The following is a 16,707-nucleotide window of genomic DNA, read 5'->3' on the forward strand; positions in this document are numbered from 1 at the left end:
GCTACCGCTCCCACCCCCTCCAGGAGACAGACGTGGCCCGGCGACCACTCCCCCGCATTCTGAGCAGCGGCAGCGCTTCGATCACTCGCAGTCGAGAGTTCGCGCGCACGGCCGCCGACAGCGCCACCGACGTGCTCCATCCGCTGATCATGATCACTCGTGGTCTGCGGCTGCTGGCCGGTGCAGGACGGCAGAAGTGGGCCGCGACGCCCAAGGACCGGCGTGGTCCCACGCTGTTCCTCGTCGCGGCCTGCGTACTCGTGGTCGCGCTCATCCCGTACGGGCCGCTGCTGGCCCTCGTCACGGTGATGGGCGCCTCCGCATGGAAGGGACGGGAACGCACACCCGTCAAGACCGGCCCGGACGAGGCGGAGACGGGCCGTCTGCAGGCTCTGTACGAGGCTCTCGTGCCGTACTTCTCGACGGCCGACGACCCCGGTGGGCCGTTCACCCACGGCGGCGACTGGGACAAGGTCTTCAGCGGGTACGAGTTCGACGGCAACGGCCGGGTCAGGAGCCTGCGTGTGACGTACCCGGCCTACTTCACCGACAGCGAGGCCACCTCCCGCGCCCGGATCGAACAGCTGCTGCACGCCAAGTCGGGCCGCGGCCGGGAGTACCTCTTCAGCTGGGACGAGGAGGGCAACCAGCTCCTCATGACCGTCCTCGACGCCCTGCCCACCACCCTCACCGCCCAGCGCTTCGTCACCGCGCCCGGTGAGACCGTCCTCGGGTTCACCGACGACGACGCGGTACAGCGCACGGTGCCGGTGAGCGACGGCGACGAGACGCGCGACGCGCCGGGCGTCGTGTGGCGGACCGGCGCACGCTCCACCGAACCCCATCTGCTGATCGCCGGACAGCCCGGCAGCGGCACCACCACGCTCCTGCGCTCCATCGCCCTCCAGGCGCTCCAGCAGGGCGACATCCTGATCGTCGAAGGCAGCGGCACCGGGGAGTACGCGTGCTTCACCGGCCGTGAGGGCGTGCTGGCCGTCGAGTGCGGACTGGCCGGGGCGCTGTCCACCCTGGAGTGGGCGGCCAGCGAGACGGAGCGCCGGCTCATCGAGGCCAACCGGGCCCGGCAGTCCGGTCAGGCCGCGCCCGAGGACATCAGGCGCCCCCTCTGGATCCTGCTGGACCGGCCGAGCGTGCTCGGCCACCTCGCCGCCGCGGACGGCGGTCCCGATCCGCAGGAACTGCTCCAGGTGCCCCTGCGCCACGGCAGGGCCGCCAACGTCACCGTGGTGATGACCGAGCAGTTCGACAGCCTGGACGGCCTGAGCGACACCGTCCGGTCCCACACCAGGGCCCGGGTCGTGCTCGGTCACTGCTCGCCCGGCCAGATCGAGTCCGTCCTCGGCCTGGAGCCGCACACGACCCCGACTCCGGACGTCCCGCCCGGCCGTGGGTACGCACGGCTCGGCACCGGCCAGGTGCTGCGCATCCAGGTGCCCGCCACACCCGATCCGTACGACGACGCGACGAGCGAGGCGCAGCGCCGGGCCGTGCTCGACCTGCTCCCCGAGCGGCGCACCGCCGTCGAGGCGAGCAGGCCCGAACCCGTGCCGACGGACACGGTGACCGCGTCCGTCGGCGTCGAGGGCCTGGCGCTCAGCGACTGACCCCGGCATGGGGGGGGGGGGGCGCGGGCCCGGCGGCGGGCGCCCCCCCCCCCCCCCCGGGGCCGCCCCCCCCCCCCCCGGGGGGCCCCCCCCCCCCCCCCCCGCGGGGGGGGGGGGGGGCCCCGCCCCCCCCCCGCCCCCCCCCCCCCCCATGCCGGGGTCAGGCCACGAACGAACGGGGTGCCTCCGCGCCCACGCCCGCCCCCGAACCGACCAGCCGGGCTGCTGCGGCCAGCCGCTGGGCCGCCTCGTCCGCGACCGGGCCGCCGACCGTGAACGGCAGCCGCACATAGCCCTCGAAGGCCCCGTCGACCCCGAACCGGGGCCCGGAAGGTACCCGCACCCCGACCCGCTCCCCGGCCACCGCGAGCCGCGATCCCGAGAGCCCGCCGGTACGGACCCAGAGCGTCAGCCCGCCACGCGGCACGGCGAACTCCCAGTCCGGCAGTTCCCGGCGCACCGCGGCGACGAGCGCGTCCCGGTTGTCCCGCGCCTGCTCCCGGCGGATCTGCACGGCCTCCTCCCAGCCGCCCGTACGCATCAGCCAGTTGACGGCGAGCTGTTCGAGGACCGGGGTCCCCATGTCGGCGTAGGCGCGCGCGGCCACCAGGCTGCGGATCACGTCGGGGGCGGCGCGGACCCAGCCGATGCGCATGCCGGCCCAGAAGGCCTTGCTGGCCGATCCGACGGTGAGGACGGTGCTGCCGGCCGGGTCGAAGGCACAGACGCGGCGCGGCATGTCCACGTCTTCGTCCAGGTACAGCTCGTGCATCGTCTCGTCGACCACCAGGACCGTGCCGGCCGAGCGCGCGGCGTCCACCAGCGCGCGGCGGCGGTCCTCGTCGGCCAGGGCGCCGGTGGGGTTGTGGAAGTCGGCGACGACGTACGCGAGCCGGGGGGCCGCGTCCCTCAGCACCTGGCGCCACCGGTTCATGTCCCAGCCGCCGAGCCCCTCCTCCATGGCCACCGGCACGAGGCGGGCACCCGCCTCCCGCATCAGCTGGAGGATGTTCGCGTAGCTCGGGGACTCCACCGCGATCCGCTCGCCGCGGCCGGCGAAGAGGTGGCAGATCGCGTCGATCGCGCCCATGGCCCCGGTGGTGACCATGATCTGCTCGGGCATCGTCGGAATGCCGCTGGCGGTGTAGCGGTCCGCGATCATCTGCCGCAGCGCGGGCAGACCGGCCGGGTAGTCGCCGTGGGTGTGGGCGTAGGGGGTCAGCTCCTCCAGGGCGCCCTGGACGGCTCGGGTGAGCCATGGCTCGGGCGCGGGCAGCGAGGCGCAGCCCAGGTCGATCATCGATCCGAGCGCCTCGGGCGGCAGCGGCTCCAGTCCGCGGGCCGGCAGCGGATTGCCCGCGGGGACGGCCGTCCAGCTGCCGGCCCCGCGCCGGGACTCCAGGAAGCCCTCGGCCCGCAGCGCCTCATAGGCGGCGGCGACCGTCGTACGGCTGACGGACAGGGCCAGCGCGAGTTCGCGCTCGGCGGGGAGCCGGGCGGCGACCGGGACCCGGCCCTCGAGGACGAGCAGCCGGATGCCGTCGGCGAGAGCGCGGTAGGCGGGCGGCCTGCGGGCGCCGGGGCCCGCGGGCCGGGGCTGCTGGGCGTGCAGCTGCCGGGCGAGCTGTGCCGCACCGACGGCCGAAGTCCACTGCGCCATGGGAATCAGTCCACCTTCCTCGGATTGGCCATAGTTGGAAGCCAATCCCCTGCCACAGAGTGACATGCAGCAGTCCACCACCACCACACCAGGGGGCACCACTTGTCCATCACCGCCGTTCCGCGCGGGGCCCACCTCACCCGACGGCTGACCCAGCTCTACGCGGGCCTGGCGCTGTACGGCGCGAGCTCGGCCCTCCTCGTCGTCGCAGGACTCGGCCTGGAACCCTGGGGTGTGCTGCACCAGGGGCTCGCCGAGCTCACGGGGATCAGCATCGGGGTCGTCTCGATCATCATCGGGGCGATCGTCCTGCTGGCCTGGATCCCGCTCCGGCAGCGGCCGGGCCTGGGCACCGTGTCGAACGTCTTCGCCGTGGGACTCGCGATGGACGGCACGCTCGCCCTCGTTCCCGAGGTGCACGGGCTCGTGGCGCGGGCCGGGGTGATGGTGGCGGGGATCGTCCTCAACGGTGTGGCGACCGGGCTCTACATCGCCGCCCGGTTCGGCCCCGGACCGCGCGACGGCCTGATGACCGGGCTGCACCGGCGGACCGGCCGGTCGATCCGGTTCGTCCGCACGGCGATCGAGATCGCGGTCGTGGTCACCGGGTTCGCCCTCGGCGGCTCCCTCGGCGCGGGAACGGTCCTGTACGCCCTGGCGATCGGCCCGCTCGCCCAGTTCTTCCTTCGCTTCTTCACGATCACGGACAACGGTGGCACCACGGTCACCGCCCGGACATCCGGGCAGGCCATACTGCCGCAGTGACTTCCGTACGCCACCCCTATCTGGACCACCCCGCTCCTCTCGCGTTCGCCCACCGGGGCGGAGCGGCGGACGGGATCGAGAACACGGCGGCCGCGTTCCGCCGGGCCGCCGACGCCGGGTACCGGTACTTCGAGACCGATGTGCACGCCTCGGCGGACGGCCGGCTGGTCGCCTTCCACGACCCCACGCTGGACCGGGTCACGGACTCCCGGGGCCGGATAGCGGAGCTGCCGTGGAGCGAGATACGGCGGGCCCGGGTGGCCGGACGGGAGCCGCTGCCGCTGTTCGAGGAGCTGCTGGAGGCATTCCCGGAGGCCCGCTGGAACGTGGACATCAAGGCCGGGCCGGCCCTCGTACCGCTCGTGGAGCTGATCCGCCGGACGGACTCCTGGGACCGGGTGTGCGTCGGGTCCTTCTCCGAGGCGCGGGTGGCCAGGGCGCACCGGCTGGCCGGCCCGCGGCTCGCCACGTCCTACGGCGTCCGGGGCGTCATGGGGCTGCGGCTGCGCTCGTACGGGATCCCGGCGGCGCTGCGTGCCGGCGCGGTCTGCGCACAGGTCCCGGAGAGCCAGGGCGGTGTCCGGGTCGTCGACCGGCGCTTCGTACGGGAGGCGCACGCGCGCGGACTCCAGGTGCACGTGTGGACGGTCAACGAGCCGGAGCGGATGACCGCGCTCCTGGACCTCGGAGTGGATGGCATCATGACCGATCACATCGAGACGCTGCGCACGGTGCTGAGCGAGCGGGGGGCCTGGGCCTGACGCGGGCCCGGCGACGTCTTCACGGGGAGAGACGAGGGGTGCGCAATGAGCGCCGAGACCGCGGACACCGCCGAGCCGGCGGACGGGACGGCAGGGCCGGACGACACCGGCGACCGGCGCCGTGAGCAGCGTGGCTGGTACTTCTACGACTTCGCCTGCTCCGTCTACTCGACGAGCGTCCTCACCGTGTTCCTCGGGCCGTACCTGACGTCGGTCGCCAAGGCCGCCGCCGACGCCGAGGGGTACGTCCATCCGCTCGGGGTGCCGGTCCGGGCCGGGTCCTTGTTCGCGTACGCGGTCTCGGCCTCGCTCGTCGTCGCGGTGATCCTGATGCCGATCGTGGGCGCGGCGGCCGACCGTACGGGCCGCAAGAAGCCGCTGCTCGCGGCGGCGGCGTACACGGGCGCGACCGCGACGGCCGCGATGTTCTTCCTGGACGGGGACCGCTATCTGCTCGGGGTCCTCCTGCTCATCGTGGCCAACGCCTCGATCTCCGTGTCGATGGTGCTCTACAACGCCTATCTGCCGCAGATCGCGGAGCCGGACGAACGCGACGCGGTCTCCTCCCGCGGCTGGGCGTTCGGCTACACGTCGGGGGCGCTGGTCCTCGTCCTCAACCTGGTCCTCTACACGGGCCACGACTCCTTCGGCCTGTCCGAGTCGGACGCCGTGCGGATCTGTCTCGCCTCGGCAGGTGTGTGGTGGGGCGCCTTCACCATCATTCCGCTGCGCAGGCTGCGGGACCGGAACACGAAGGAGACCGGCGGCCTGCCGGTCGGATCCGGCTGGCGGCAGCTGAGAGCGACCCTGCGCGACATGCGCCGCCACCCGCTCACGCTCTCCTTCCTGCTGGCGTACCTCGTCTACAACGACGGCGTGCAGACCGTCATCTCCCAGGCCTCCGTGTACGGCTCCGAGGAACTGGGGCTGAGCCAGACGACGCTGATCACGGCCGTGCTGCTGGTCCAGGTACTGGCGGTCGCCGGGGCGCTCGGCATGGGACGCATGGCCCGGGTCTACGGGGCGAAACACACGATCCTCGGGTCACTCGTGGTCTGGACGCTGATCCTCGTCGCCGGCTACTTCCTGCCCGCCGGTTCTCCGGTCTTCTTCTACGCGCTGGCGGCGGCGATCGGCCTGGTCCTCGGCGGGAGCCAGGCCCTGTCCCGGTCCCTCTATTCGCACCTGGTGCCGCGCGGCAAGGAGGCGGAGTACTTCTCCGCCTACGAGATGAGCGACCGCGGGCTGAGCTGGCTGGGCCCCCTGGTGTTCGGGCTCGCGTACCAGCTGACCGGCAGTTACCGGGATGCGATCATCTCGTTGGTGGTCTTCTTCGTCGTCGGTTCCGTGCTGCTCGCGAGGGTGCCCGTACGGCAGGCGGTGGCGGCCGCCGGGAACCCCGTTCCCGAACGGATTTAGACGTTGAAGTGAAAGGCCGGTAGTGTACGCCTTTGGCCTGCCCGGAGGACCGTTACTGCGAGTGGAAGAATCCAAACCGTTGGGTGACAACTTCCGCCAGATGTGACAAACCGGGCACTGGCGGGTACTTCAACACTCGCAAACCTGAAAAAGCAGCGGCACGACGGGCGACGCATGACCGGCAACGGGAATCTTTGCCGCCGACCGGACGTTGACCGGATGACGACGACAGCGACATTTGTCCTGTGGGCGACAAGCCCGGGAGGCACGATTCATGAGTGAGCGAGCTCTCCGCGGCACGCGACTCGTGGTTACCAGCTACGAGACGGACCGCGGCATCGATCTGGCCCCGCGCCAGGCGGTGGAGTACGCATGCCAGAACGGACATCGATTTGAGATGCCGTTCTCGGTAGAGGCGGAAATTCCGCCGGAGTGGGAGTGCAAGGCGTGTGGCGCCCAGGCACTCCTGGTGGACGGGGATGGCCCCGAGGAGAAGAAGGGCAAGCCTGCGCGTACGCACTGGGACATGCTCATGGAGCGGCGCACACGCGAGGAGCTGGAAGAGGTGCTGGCCGAGAGGCTGGCGGTTCTGCGCTCCGGCGCCATGAATATCGCCGTGCATCCGCGGGACAGCAGGAAGTCTGCCTGACCGCGTAGCGCGCATCGAGACAGAGCCGCGGGGGGGGGCCCCCGGGGGGGGGGGGGCCCCCCCCCGGGGGGGGGGGCGGGGGCGGGCGGGGGGGGGGGGGGGGGCCCCCCCCCCCCGGGGGGGGGGGGGCCGCCGTGGGGCGGCCCCCCCCCGCGCCGGGTGTCGTATTCCCCCCCCCCCCCCCCCCGCCCCCCCCCCCCCCGCGCCGCGCCCCCCCCCCCCCCCCGGGCCCCCCCCCCCCGGGGGGGCCCCCCCCCCCCGCGGCTCTGTGCGTGGACCTCGGGCGGCCGGCTGCGGGGCGCTCGGACCACCCTCTCGGGCCTGGGCCGGCCCGGTGGTGCCGCTGCCCCGTTCGGCGTGCGCCCGGCCCGGTGGTGCGCTGTCGGCCCGGGCCCGAACCGGTGATCCGTGGCCCGCTCGGGCCCGTGCCGGGCCGGACCGGACCGGGCGTGCCCGGTCCGGTCGCGTCGGCCGCTGCCGGAAATTGCCCTCGATCGCCGGACGGGCTCGATCAGGGCCGGACCCGGCCCGGAAGGCCGGGAGCAGTCGCCGGGTGTGGTTACGGGGTCAGTGGCGGGCGCGGGGTGTCGTCCGGGCGGGCGGGGTCCTCGCGGATCACCTCGCCCTGGACGACCTTTCCGTCCGGTCGGTGCATCCGGGCCTGCTGGAAGGCGTCCGAGAGGCTGCCGGGACCGGCCGTCCTCATCCGGCGTTCCAGTGAACGCTCCGCGTACCTGCTGAGCGCCGACCGGACCGGCGGCACCAGGAGCAGCAGTCCGGCCACGTCCGAGATCACTCCCGGAATCATGATCAGGAGCCCGGCGAGCATCAGGAACCCGTTGCCCCGGGTACCGGCCGGGGCGGGCGACGAGCCGCCGGCCCCCGTCTGTCCCTGCGCCTGCTGGAGCGTCTCCGTGAGATTGCGGAAGGCGCGGCGGCCGGCCCGCTTCATCACCATGGCCCCGAGGACGACCCCCGCGGCCAGGAGCAGCAGCACGGTGAACCCGCCTGCCACATCCGCCACCGCGATGAGCAGCCAGATCTCGAGCACCGCCCAGGCGGCGATGGCAAGAGGTACGAAGGTCCGGGCGCGCGAGCGCCTGCGGGCGGTCGGGGGCGGTGTGCCGGTCGTCATGTCACCAGTGTGCCTGGGCCGGCGTCCGGACGGGGTAAACGGGGCGACGGAGCCCGCCCGGATCCGGGGGTCAGGTGTTCCTGCGGCCGAGCACCCGGTTCGTACGCGTGGTGACACCCCACGCGGTCACGCGCCAGAGCGCCTCGACCAGGATGTCGCGGCTCATCTTGGAGTCACCGACCTCCCGGTCCACGAAGGTGATCGGAACCTCGACGACGTGGAAGCCGGCCTCGATCGCGCGGCGGGCCAGGTCGACCTGGAAGCAGTAGCCCTGCGAGGCGACCTCGTCCAGGCCGATGCCCTGGAGCGTCTCGGTGCGGAAGGCCCGGTAGCCGCCGGTGACGTCGCGCGTCTGCAGTCCGAGCATCAGCCGGGAGTACGTGCTGCCGCCCCGGGAGATCATCTCGCGGGACTTGGGCCAGTTGACCACCCGTCCGCCGGGGACCCAGCGGGAGCCGAGCACCAGGTCCGCGCCCTTGAGCGCGGTGAGCAGGCGCGGCAGTTCCTCGGGCTGGTGGGAGCCGTCGGCGTCCATCTCGACGAGAACGCCGTAGTCGTGGTCGATGCCCCAGCGGAAGCCGGCGAGGTAGGCGGCGCCGAGCCCTTCCTTGCCCTTGCGGTGCAGCACGTGGACCTGGTCGTCGGTCGCGGCGATCTCGTCGGCGAGCTTGCCGGTGCCGTCGGGACTGTTGTCGTCGGCGACCAGGATGTCAGCCTCCGGCACGGCGGCGCGCACCCGGCTGACGATCGGCTTGATGTTCTCGGCCTCGTTGTAGGTCGGAATGATCACCAGTGCTCTGCCGAGCGGGCCGTATCGCCTCTGACCGCCGTCGTTCACTTACTGCCCCTTAAGTCCGTACGCAGATGCACACCATATCGAGCGCGGCGCGTGCACAGACCGACCCGGTCGGGTGGCGTGGGAGAGTGCGGCGGACAGAAGCACGGAGATGCGGACAGAACTGCGGATCGGGGCCCGGCGCCCTTCGGGCCGACCTGGGACCCGCCGGCTGCGGGTCGACCTAGAGCCGTTGTCTACTGAACGTCCGGGCCCCACCCGGGTCGCACCCTCCGCCCGGCTGAAACCGTCCCTCGCCCCCGAGGCGCGGGCGCTGAACCTGGCTGTCAGTGGTGGTGCGCCGGTGCGGCACACCACCTCATGACCCAGCGGCGTTCGACGACTGCGTGGAGGTTTAACCGGTCGGACGTCCTGTGGTGGACCTGGCCGAACCTACCGGCCAGTGGGCGCATTCTGTCAATAGTTGCCTGACCTGCATCGTTTACCGAACTTGCCTGGTCAGTCCTGAAGATCCCCAGGTCGCGGCAGAACGGGGGCGCCTTCGATCGGCGGTACGAAATGTCCGCACGTCACTCGTTCGGCCGTACGTAGACAGTTTGTCCGAAGACAACGGTGCGCAGGCAGACCGGGAGTTCGCCCCCGGGGCTCAGATCGGGCAGGCCGGGCGTTCCCGACCGGGGATCCGTCGACCAGCGCGCCACCCGGTCGTCCGGGGCCTGGACGACCAGTTCCTCGGTGCGCCAGACCGCGTAGTCGGCCGGAGCCCCGGGCACCAGGGTGCCCGCGTCGTCCCGCCCGACCGCGCGCCAGCCGCCCCGGGTGTGGGCGGTGAAGCCGGCCCGTACCGAGATCCGGTGCTCGGGCGTCCGGTGGAACGCGGCGGCCCGCACCGTCCCCCACGGGTCCAGCGGGGTCACCGGGCTGTCGGAGCCGAACGCGAGGGGCACACCGGCCCGCAGGAGCGCCGCGTACGGGTTGAGGGTCCTCGCCCGCCCGGCACCCAGCCGGCGGGCGTACATGCCCTCCTCACCGCCCCAGGCGGCATCGAAGGCGGGCTGGACCGAGGCGGTGAGGCCGAGCTCCGCAAAAGCGGCGACCGTCTCGGGGGTGAGCATCTCGGCGTGCTCGACGCGGTGCCTGGCGGCCCGGACCCGGCCGAGGCCGACCTTCCCGGCCGCCGTCCTGATGCCGTCGACGACCGCGGCGAGGGCCGCGTCGCCGATGGCATGGAAGCCCGCCTGGAGCCCGGCCTCGGTGCAGGCGGCGACATGGGCGGCGATCTGCGCGGCATCGAGATGGGCGGTGCCCGTGACCGGCGCGTCGGCGTACGGCTCGTGGAGGCAGGCGGTGTGGGAGCCGAGCGAGCCGTCGACGAAGAGGTCTCCCGCCGCGCCCACCGCCCCGAGCTCCCTGATGCGCCGGGCGTCCTTCTCGTCACCGACCTGTTCGGCCCAGTAGCCGAAGACCCGCGGGCCCGGCTCCCCGGCCGCCAGCTTCAGCAGCGAGGTGAAGTCCTCCTCGTCGGAGATGTCCGGGCCGCCGCACTCGTGGACCGTTCCGATGCCGAGGGACGCCGCGTGAGCCAGCGCGGCACGCTGGGCGTCGGCTCGCTGCCGCGGCGACACGGCGCCGTGGGCGGCGGCGCGCACCGCGTGGTGGGCGGCGCCCGTCAGCGGCGCGTCGGGCCGGTAGCCGTCCAGGGAGGCGGCCCGGGGGACGAGGTCGAGCAGCGCGGTGGTGACGACCGCCGAATGCACGTCGATCCGGGGCAGATAGACCGCGCGTCCGCCCGCCGCCGCGTCCAGCTCGGCGCGCGTGGGCGGGCGCTGCTCGGGCCAGCGCGTGGCGTCCCAGCCGTGCCCCAGGACCACCCGCCCGGCCGGGTGCGACGCCACGTACGAGCGCACGAGGTCAAGGGCCTCGCCGAGCGTGCGGGCGCCCGAGAGGTCGAGGCCGGTGAGGGCCAGACCGGTTGATGTGGTGTGGACGTGCGCGTCGGTGAAGGCGGGAGTGACCAGGGCCCCGTCGAGGTCGATCACCTCGTCGACGCCGTCCGCGAAGGCGTCGGCTGCCCCTTCGGAACCCACCCAGGCGACATGGCCCCGTTCGACCACCATGGCGGTCGCGAAGGGGTCGGCGGGGCTGTGGACGTCTCCACCGCGCAGCAGCACGGTGCGGTGTTCGCTCTGGGGGGCGGTGCTCTCGGTCATGAGGACCAGTCTCCCGCCTGCCGGGCCCCCACCGTGCGCGACCCCCCTTACGGCCCCGCCCGGGACCGGTGGCGGGGGTGTCAGATCTGCGGCGGGCGCGCCTCGTAGGGCGTGGAGAGGACGACGGTGGTGCGGGTGGAGACACCGGCGAGGGAACGGATCCGGGTGAGCAGGTGCTCCAGCTCCAGCGGGGTCGCGACCCGCACCTTGAGGATGTAGTTCTCGTCGCCCGCGACGCTGTGGCAGGCCTCCAGCTCCGGGACACCGGCGAGCCGTTCCGCGATGTCGTCCGGCGCGCTCGGGTCGAAGGGCTTCACCGAGATGAACGCGGTCAGGGGCAGCCCGACGGCCTCGGGGTCGACGACCGCGGCATAGCCCCGGATCACCCCGCGCTGCTCCAGCCTGCGGACGCGCTGATGAACGGCCGAGGTGGACAGGCCGGTGGCCTTGCCCAGGTCGGTGTAGCTCATCCGCCCGTCCTTGACGAGCAACTCCACGATTTGACGGTCCAGCTCCTCCATATGGATCAATCTATGGCCACAGGCCCTCCAGGCACAGCCGTGGAGGGCGGTGAAGGGCACCTGCGGGCGGCATGTGACGAATGCCACAGGTTTACGCGCCAGTAGCCAAGCCCCTCGCGGTTACGCCGTATGTGCGACGGGAAGTGCTTGCTGTGGTCGAGGCCGCGGCGCCTTGTCGGCCCACCCGAGGGGGGAATTTCCCATGCAGAGCCTGAAGCTCACCGGACGTACCGAACCGGAGCCCGTTGATCCTTTCGAGGACACCGCTCCCGACGCGTACGACACGTTCGAGATGTACCGGGTCGTCTGCCCGGACTGTGCGCAGCCCATCGGGCTCCTGGCGGACGAGGACGTCCTGCCGGAGCACGCGCTGTGCCCCACCCCGTGGAACCCGTTCGTGCTGACGGTGTGTGCCGGAACCGGCCGCGCCGCGTCCGAGGCCCGGCCCGCCGACGAGTCGGCACTGGCCCAGGAACAGGAGACGGCCCTGCTGCTGACGCTCCCCCAGGGGCTCGACTGGAGGATGCAGCCGTTCTCGCACGCCGGAGGTGCCGGTTCGCGCCCGCTCCGGGTACCCCAGCAGCTGCGCCGCGAAGCCGCCTGAGGCGGCCGCGCTCCCGGGCCCCGTCCTCCCCGGTCCACCGGGACGGGCCCCGAGGACGCCGGGGCCTCCCGCACCGTGCCCCGGCCGGTGTGCGGCGACGCGGACGGGTCCGCGGCCACCCCGGACCCGTCCGTGCGGCGCGCCGAGAGGACCTGACGAACGGGCGCTCGAATCGGCCGGGCAGTGACCCGCCCCGGCTCCGGACCGTTGGCCGGGTATGACCCTGCTGCATTCCACGGCCGGCCCCGGTCGCCGCCGTCTCGCCGCTCCGGCCTCCGAAGAATCGGTTCCGCAGCCTCCCGACCCGGCGGCGCCGTCACCGACGCCCCGCCCGGCACCGCGGTCCGGGCCCCACTCGACCGATCCGCCCATCTACCGGGCGCTGCTCCGGCACTGGGAGAGCACCGACAGGACGCTGCCGGGCCGCCACGACCACGAGTGGAACCGGATCATGACGACGCCGGTGTGGTCGGACCGGCCGTTGCGGGTCAGCGCGTCTCAGGACCCGCGAGGTGGCGGGCGATGACCATCCGCTGGATCTGGTTGGTGCCCTCGACGATCTGGAGCACCTTCGCCTCGCGCATCAGCCGTTCGACGGGGAAGTCCAGCGTGTAGCCGTATCCGCCGAGTACCTGGACGGCGTCGATGGTGACCCGCATCGCGGCGTCCGTGCAGAAGAGCTTGGCCATGGCCGCCTGCCGCGAGAAGGGGCTTCCCGCGTCGCGCAGCCGGGCCGCCTCCAGGTAGAGCGCGCGGCCGGCCTCGATCTGGGTGGCCATGTCGGCGAGCATGAAGCGCAGCCCCTGGAAGTCCGCGATGGGGCGGCCGAACTGCCGGCGCCCGGTGGCGTAGGCGACGGCCTCGTTCATGGCGGCCTGCGCCACGCCGATGGCACAGGCGGCGATGCCCAGCCTGCCGGAGTCGAGCGCGGACAGCGCGATCGCGAAGCCCTGTCCCTCGTCACCGATCCGGCGCGCGTCGGGTACCCGCACGCCGTCGAAGTGCAGCTGGGCGGTCGGCGATCCCTTCATCCCCATCTTCTTCTCGGGGACGGCGGCGCTGAGACCCGCGGCGTCGCCCGGGACGAGGAAGGCCGTGATGCCGCGGGGGCCGTCGGCCCCGGTGCGGGCCAGGACCGTGTAGAAGTCGGCGATGCCGCCGTGGGTGATCCACGCCTTGGTGCCGGTGACGACCCAGTCCTCACCGTCCCGTACGGCCTTGGTGCGCAGCGAGGCGGCGTCGGAGCCCGAGGCGGGCTCCGAGAGGCAGTAGGCGCCCAGCAGTCCGCCCGAGAGCATCGCCGGGAGGTGGTCGGCCTGCTGGTCCTTGGTGCCGTAGCCGGCGACCGCGTGGCAGGCGAGGGAGTGGACGCTGACGCCGAGTCCGACGGTGAGCCGGGCGGCGGCGAGTTCTTCGAGGACCTGGAGGTAGACCTCGTACGGCTGGTCCCCGCCGCCGTGGGCGGAGTCGTAGGGCAGGCCGAGCAGGCCGGACTCGGAGAGCAGAGTGAAGATCTCGCGCGGGAACCGGCCCGCGTCCTCCTCCTCGGCCGCCCGGGGCACGATCTCCCGCTGCGCGATGTCGCGGACGAGCGCGACGAGCTGCCTGGACTCCTCGGTGGGCAGACGGCGTTCCACCAATTGCGGGGCACGGTCGGACATGACGGCGCTCTCCTCCCTGTCGGGCGTTGCGGCGGTCGCACGCGCGGGGTGTGAGCGGCGCCGCCGGGGGATCTCCGGACGATGCCCGGAAAACACTGCTGCTCAGCCGATGTTGCCCTCCCGGATTACGAGAGGCGCGGCAGGCGGCTGTGGCGGGTTGAGTATGCCCGATCGGACGGTATCCGTCACTGGTTGACAGAACACGCCCGAAAGGCGCGGGGACGGCCTGGACGATCACGGAAATTGGTCCGAACCATTGACCCAACTGGTCTAGTCCATCTACGGTTTCCGGCGAACCGACTTTCCGCGTTCATGCCAATTCAGCACGTACGCCGGAAGGCCGGACGTCCACTGGCACATCCCCTCCCCCACGAGGAGCAACCATGACCGGACTTCATCGCCCGGGTGCCCGCCTGCGGGCCCTCGCGGCCGCCGCCTGTACCGCCGCCCTGGGCGCCGCCCTGCTCGGCATCACGGGCACCGGGCCCGCCGGAGCGGCCCCCGCCGCCCAGCAGGCCGCCGTACCGGCAGCAGCACCGGCCGCCCCCACAGCGGCCGGCAGCAAGGTGGTCGGATACTTCACCAACTGGGGTGTCTACCAGCGCAATTACCACGTCAAGAACATCGAGACCTCGGGCTCGGCCGACAAGCTCACCCACATCAACTACGCCTTCGGCAACGTCCAGGGCGGCAAGTGCACGATCGGCGACTCCTACGCCGACTACGAGAAGGCCTATACGGCCGATCAGTCGGTCGACGGGGTCGCGGACACCTGGGACCAGGAGCTGCGCGGCAACTTCAACCAGCTGCGCAAGCTGAAGAAGCTGCACCCGGACCTCAAGGTCATCTGGTCGTTCGGCGGCTGGACCTGGTCCGGCGGCTTCGGGGAGGCGGCACAGAACCCGGCCGCGTTCGCCGAGTCCTGCCACAGCCTGGTGGAGGATCCGCGCTGGGCCGATGTCTTCGACGGCATCGACATCGACTGGGAGTACCCCAACGCCTGCGGCCTGACCTGCGACACCAGCGGCCGTGACGCCTACGGCAACCTGCTGTCGGCGCTCCGCACCGAGTTCGGCGCGGACAGTCTGGTCACCTCGGCGATCAGCGCGGACGGCTCGGAGGGCGGCAAGCTGGACGCCGTCGACTACGGCGGCGCGTCGAAGTACGTCGACTGGTACAACCCGATGACGTACGACTTCTTCGGCGCCTGGGACGCGAAGGGTCCGACCGCCCCGCACTCGCCGCTCAGCTCCTACCCGGGCATCCCGAAGGACGGCTTCAACAGCGAGGCGGCCATCGACAAGCTGAAGGCACAGGGCGTTCCGGCCTCGAAGATGCTGCTCGGCATCGGCTTCTACGGCCGCGGCTGGACCGGCGTCACCCAGGCCGAGCCGGGCGGCACGGCGACCGGCGCGGCCCCCGGCACGTACGAGGCGGGCATCGAGGACTACAAGGTGCTCAAGAACAGCTGCCCCGCCACCGGCACGGTCGCCGGTACGGCGTACGCGCACTGCGGCACCAACTGGTGGAGCTACGACACCCCGGCCACCATCGGCACCAAGATGGCGTACAAGAACCAGCAGGGCCTGGGCGGCACCTTCTTCTGGGAGCTCAGCGGTGACACCACCGACGGCGAGCTGATCAAGGCGATCGACTGACGTCGTCGCGGCAGGCATGACGGATGCGGGGGGCCGGGCGGGCTCCCCGCATCCGTCACGTCCGGGAACGGACGCCGGTCACATGAGGCCGAGCTGCGTGACGAACATGGCGATGACGACGACGAGCGTCCAGCCCAGGATGTTCTCCAGCAGCTTGGAGCCGTCCTCGGGACCGCCGGTCCGTGCGCGGCGGCGGGCGTGAGCGGTGGTGGCAGTCGCGGTCATGGCATCTCGTTCGGTCGGCCGGCAGTCGTTGTCCCCCGAGGACCCGACCACAGTGCCAGCCCGGCGGGTGCTCGGGGTAGAGATCTGCGTCACGGCCCCGGATCCGGCCGGACCGCGTCAGCGGATGCCGACGGCCGCCGGGCCCGTCGCCGGGCGGGCGCGGGCGGAGGGGCGGCGCCGATCGCGGACGCCGTGTGTGCCCGACGCCACACCGCCGCCGGCGCCGGCCGGCCAGGGGTTACGTGCGCGCGACGGCAGCGGCACCGCAGGTCTCGCGAAGACGCCGCAGGGCGAGCATCGCGCCGATCCCCGGGATCAGGGCAAGCCACCTGGCGCCCGACGAGGCGCCCGGGGCCACCCAGGTCATCGCCAGGGCGACGAGGTAGGCCGTGCCGTGGAGCGGTCCGCAGAGCGAGGTGACCGGCGCGGCGTGAACGGTGAGCACGTTGGCCAGCAGGACGAGGAGGGAGACGGCCTCGACGGCGGCCGCGATCCGCAGGGAACGCACGCCCCTCACGCGCCCGTCGTGGAGCCGGGACGGACGATCATCAGGATCACGACGACCGCCCACAGCAGGTTGAAGACGCCGGTGAGCATGGCCAGCCGGCCCGCCTGCGGAGGCGGCGCGTCCGGATCGGCCGGTCCGCCCGCCGACGCCAGTACGCGCCGCTGGGCCGGCAGGACGGCCAGCGCGAGGACGGCTGCCGCGAGCGCGGTCAGGGCGATCGAGATGACGAGCCACACGTCGGTGAGCACGCCGAGCCGGGCGGCGGTGGCGAACCCGAAGACCGGGAGGGCGATACCGAAGAGCGCGTAGCCGCGGCAGATCCGGTGCAGGACCGCGGCGATCCCGGCGGCGCGGCCGCCCGGATCCCCCTCCCCGGCCGCCAGCTGCCGTGCGTAGCGCGGAAACATCGAGGCGGCCACGGCGATCGGCCCGATCGCCAGGATCGCCACCAGGACATGCACGGACAACAGCACCTTGGTCACTGCGGGCTCTCCCCTTGGCAGCAAATAT

Annotated in this window: 16 protein-coding genes; 7 read left to right on the forward strand and 9 right to left on the reverse strand. The window is 72.7% G+C overall.

The window, feature by feature from the left end; translation table 11 throughout:
• Positions 1-32 precede the first annotated feature (32 nt).
• Positions 33-1,625: a hypothetical protein gene (locus ACIQMX_RS37785; RefSeq protein ID WP_363078438.1), complete on the forward strand. Its 1,593-nt coding sequence runs from the start codon at positions 33-35 to the stop codon at positions 1,623-1,625.
• A gap of 160 nt (positions 1,626-1,785) precedes the next feature.
• Here ACIQMX_RS37785 and ACIQMX_RS37790 read toward each other — a convergent pair whose 3' ends face one another.
• Positions 1,786-3,285: a PLP-dependent aminotransferase family protein gene (locus tag ACIQMX_RS37790; protein WP_402485077.1), complete on the reverse strand. Its 1,500-nt coding sequence runs from the start codon at positions 3,283-3,285 to the stop codon at positions 1,786-1,788.
• Between the two features lie 102 nt (positions 3,286-3,387).
• Here ACIQMX_RS37790 and ACIQMX_RS37795 point away from each other — a divergent pair, with 102 nt between their 5' ends.
• The 4 genes from ACIQMX_RS37795 (at position 3,388) to ACIQMX_RS37810 (ending at position 6,879) form a co-directional block, all read left to right on the forward strand.
• A complete protein-coding gene (locus ACIQMX_RS37795) occupies positions 3,388-4,050 on the forward strand; it encodes a YitT family protein (protein WP_402485079.1) in 663 nt (220 codons plus the stop codon).
• Entirely contained in the window at positions 4,047-4,811 is a 765-nt protein-coding gene (locus ACIQMX_RS37800) for a glycerophosphodiester phosphodiesterase (protein WP_402485082.1), read from the forward strand. The genes ACIQMX_RS37795 and ACIQMX_RS37800 overlap by 4 nt, the downstream gene beginning before the upstream one ends.
• 45 nt (positions 4,812-4,856) lie before the next feature.
• Positions 4,857-6,230, forward strand: a complete 1,374-nt coding sequence (locus ACIQMX_RS37805; protein WP_363078953.1) for an MFS transporter — start codon at positions 4,857-4,859, stop codon at positions 6,228-6,230.
• 274 nt (positions 6,231-6,504) lie between these two features.
• Positions 6,505-6,879 carry an RNA polymerase-binding protein RbpA gene (locus tag ACIQMX_RS37810; RefSeq protein WP_003959706.1) on the forward strand — a complete coding sequence of 125 codons (375 nt, stop codon included), beginning with the start codon at positions 6,505-6,507 and terminating at the stop codon, positions 6,877-6,879.
• Positions 6,880-7,438: 559 nt separating this feature from the next.
• Here ACIQMX_RS37810 and fxsA read toward each other — a convergent pair.
• The 4 genes from fxsA to ACIQMX_RS37830 form a co-directional block, all read right to left on the reverse strand.
• A complete protein-coding gene (gene fxsA, locus ACIQMX_RS37815) occupies positions 7,439-8,014 on the reverse strand; it encodes an FxsA family membrane protein (protein ID WP_363078434.1) in 576 nt (191 codons plus the stop codon).
• 70 nt (positions 8,015-8,084) lie between these two features.
• Positions 8,085-8,852: a polyprenol monophosphomannose synthase gene (locus ACIQMX_RS37820; protein WP_363078432.1), complete on the reverse strand. Its 768-nt coding sequence runs from the start codon at positions 8,850-8,852 to the stop codon at positions 8,085-8,087.
• A 527-nt stretch (positions 8,853-9,379) separates the two neighbouring features.
• Positions 9,380-11,020 (reverse strand): amidohydrolase, encoded by a 1,641-nt coding sequence (locus tag ACIQMX_RS37825; RefSeq protein ID WP_402485087.1) that lies wholly within the window; start codon positions 11,018-11,020, stop codon positions 9,380-9,382.
• Positions 11,021-11,100: 80 nt separating this feature from the next.
• Positions 11,101-11,541 (reverse strand): Lrp/AsnC family transcriptional regulator, encoded by a 441-nt coding sequence (locus ACIQMX_RS37830; protein ID WP_024493538.1) that lies wholly within the window; start codon positions 11,539-11,541, stop codon positions 11,101-11,103.
• Between the two features lie 202 nt (positions 11,542-11,743).
• Here ACIQMX_RS37830 and ACIQMX_RS37835 point away from each other — a divergent pair, with 202 nt between their 5' ends.
• Positions 11,744-12,145: a hypothetical protein gene (locus ACIQMX_RS37835; RefSeq protein ID WP_363078428.1), complete on the forward strand. Its 402-nt coding sequence runs from the start codon at positions 11,744-11,746 to the stop codon at positions 12,143-12,145.
• A 488-nt stretch (positions 12,146-12,633) separates the two neighbouring features.
• Here ACIQMX_RS37835 and ACIQMX_RS37840 read toward each other — a convergent pair whose 3' ends face one another.
• Positions 12,634-13,806 carry an acyl-CoA dehydrogenase family protein gene (locus ACIQMX_RS37840; protein ID WP_363078426.1) on the reverse strand — a complete coding sequence of 391 codons (1,173 nt, stop codon included), beginning with the start codon at positions 13,804-13,806 and terminating at the stop codon, positions 12,634-12,636.
• 383 nt (positions 13,807-14,189) lie between these two features.
• Here ACIQMX_RS37840 and ACIQMX_RS37845 point away from each other — a divergent pair, with 383 nt between their 5' ends.
• Entirely contained in the window at positions 14,190-15,464 is a 1,275-nt protein-coding gene (locus ACIQMX_RS37845; RefSeq protein WP_402485092.1) for a glycoside hydrolase family 18 protein, read from the forward strand.
• 78 nt (positions 15,465-15,542) lie between these two features.
• Here the strand turns inward: ACIQMX_RS37845 and ACIQMX_RS37850 are convergent, their stop codons facing one another.
• From ACIQMX_RS37850 to ACIQMX_RS37860, 3 genes are all read right to left on the reverse strand, one after another.
• Positions 15,543-15,689, reverse strand: a complete 147-nt coding sequence (locus tag ACIQMX_RS37850) for an SCO1431 family membrane protein (protein ID WP_363078422.1) — start codon at positions 15,687-15,689, stop codon at positions 15,543-15,545.
• A 238-nt stretch (positions 15,690-15,927) separates the two neighbouring features.
• Positions 15,928-16,206 carry a DUF3817 domain-containing protein gene (locus ACIQMX_RS37855; protein ID WP_363078420.1) on the reverse strand — a complete coding sequence of 93 codons (279 nt, stop codon included), beginning with the start codon at positions 16,204-16,206 and terminating at the stop codon, positions 15,928-15,930.
• Positions 16,203-16,679, reverse strand: a complete 477-nt coding sequence (locus ACIQMX_RS37860) for a hypothetical protein (protein ID WP_402485096.1) — start codon at positions 16,677-16,679, stop codon at positions 16,203-16,205. The genes ACIQMX_RS37855 and ACIQMX_RS37860 overlap by 4 nt, the downstream gene beginning before the upstream one ends.
• Between the last annotated feature and the right edge of the window lie 28 nt (positions 16,680-16,707).

The organism is Streptomyces sp. NPDC091416 (assembly GCF_044756845.1).
Classification (GTDB): domain Bacteria; phylum Actinomycetota; class Actinomycetes; order Streptomycetales; family Streptomycetaceae; genus Streptomyces.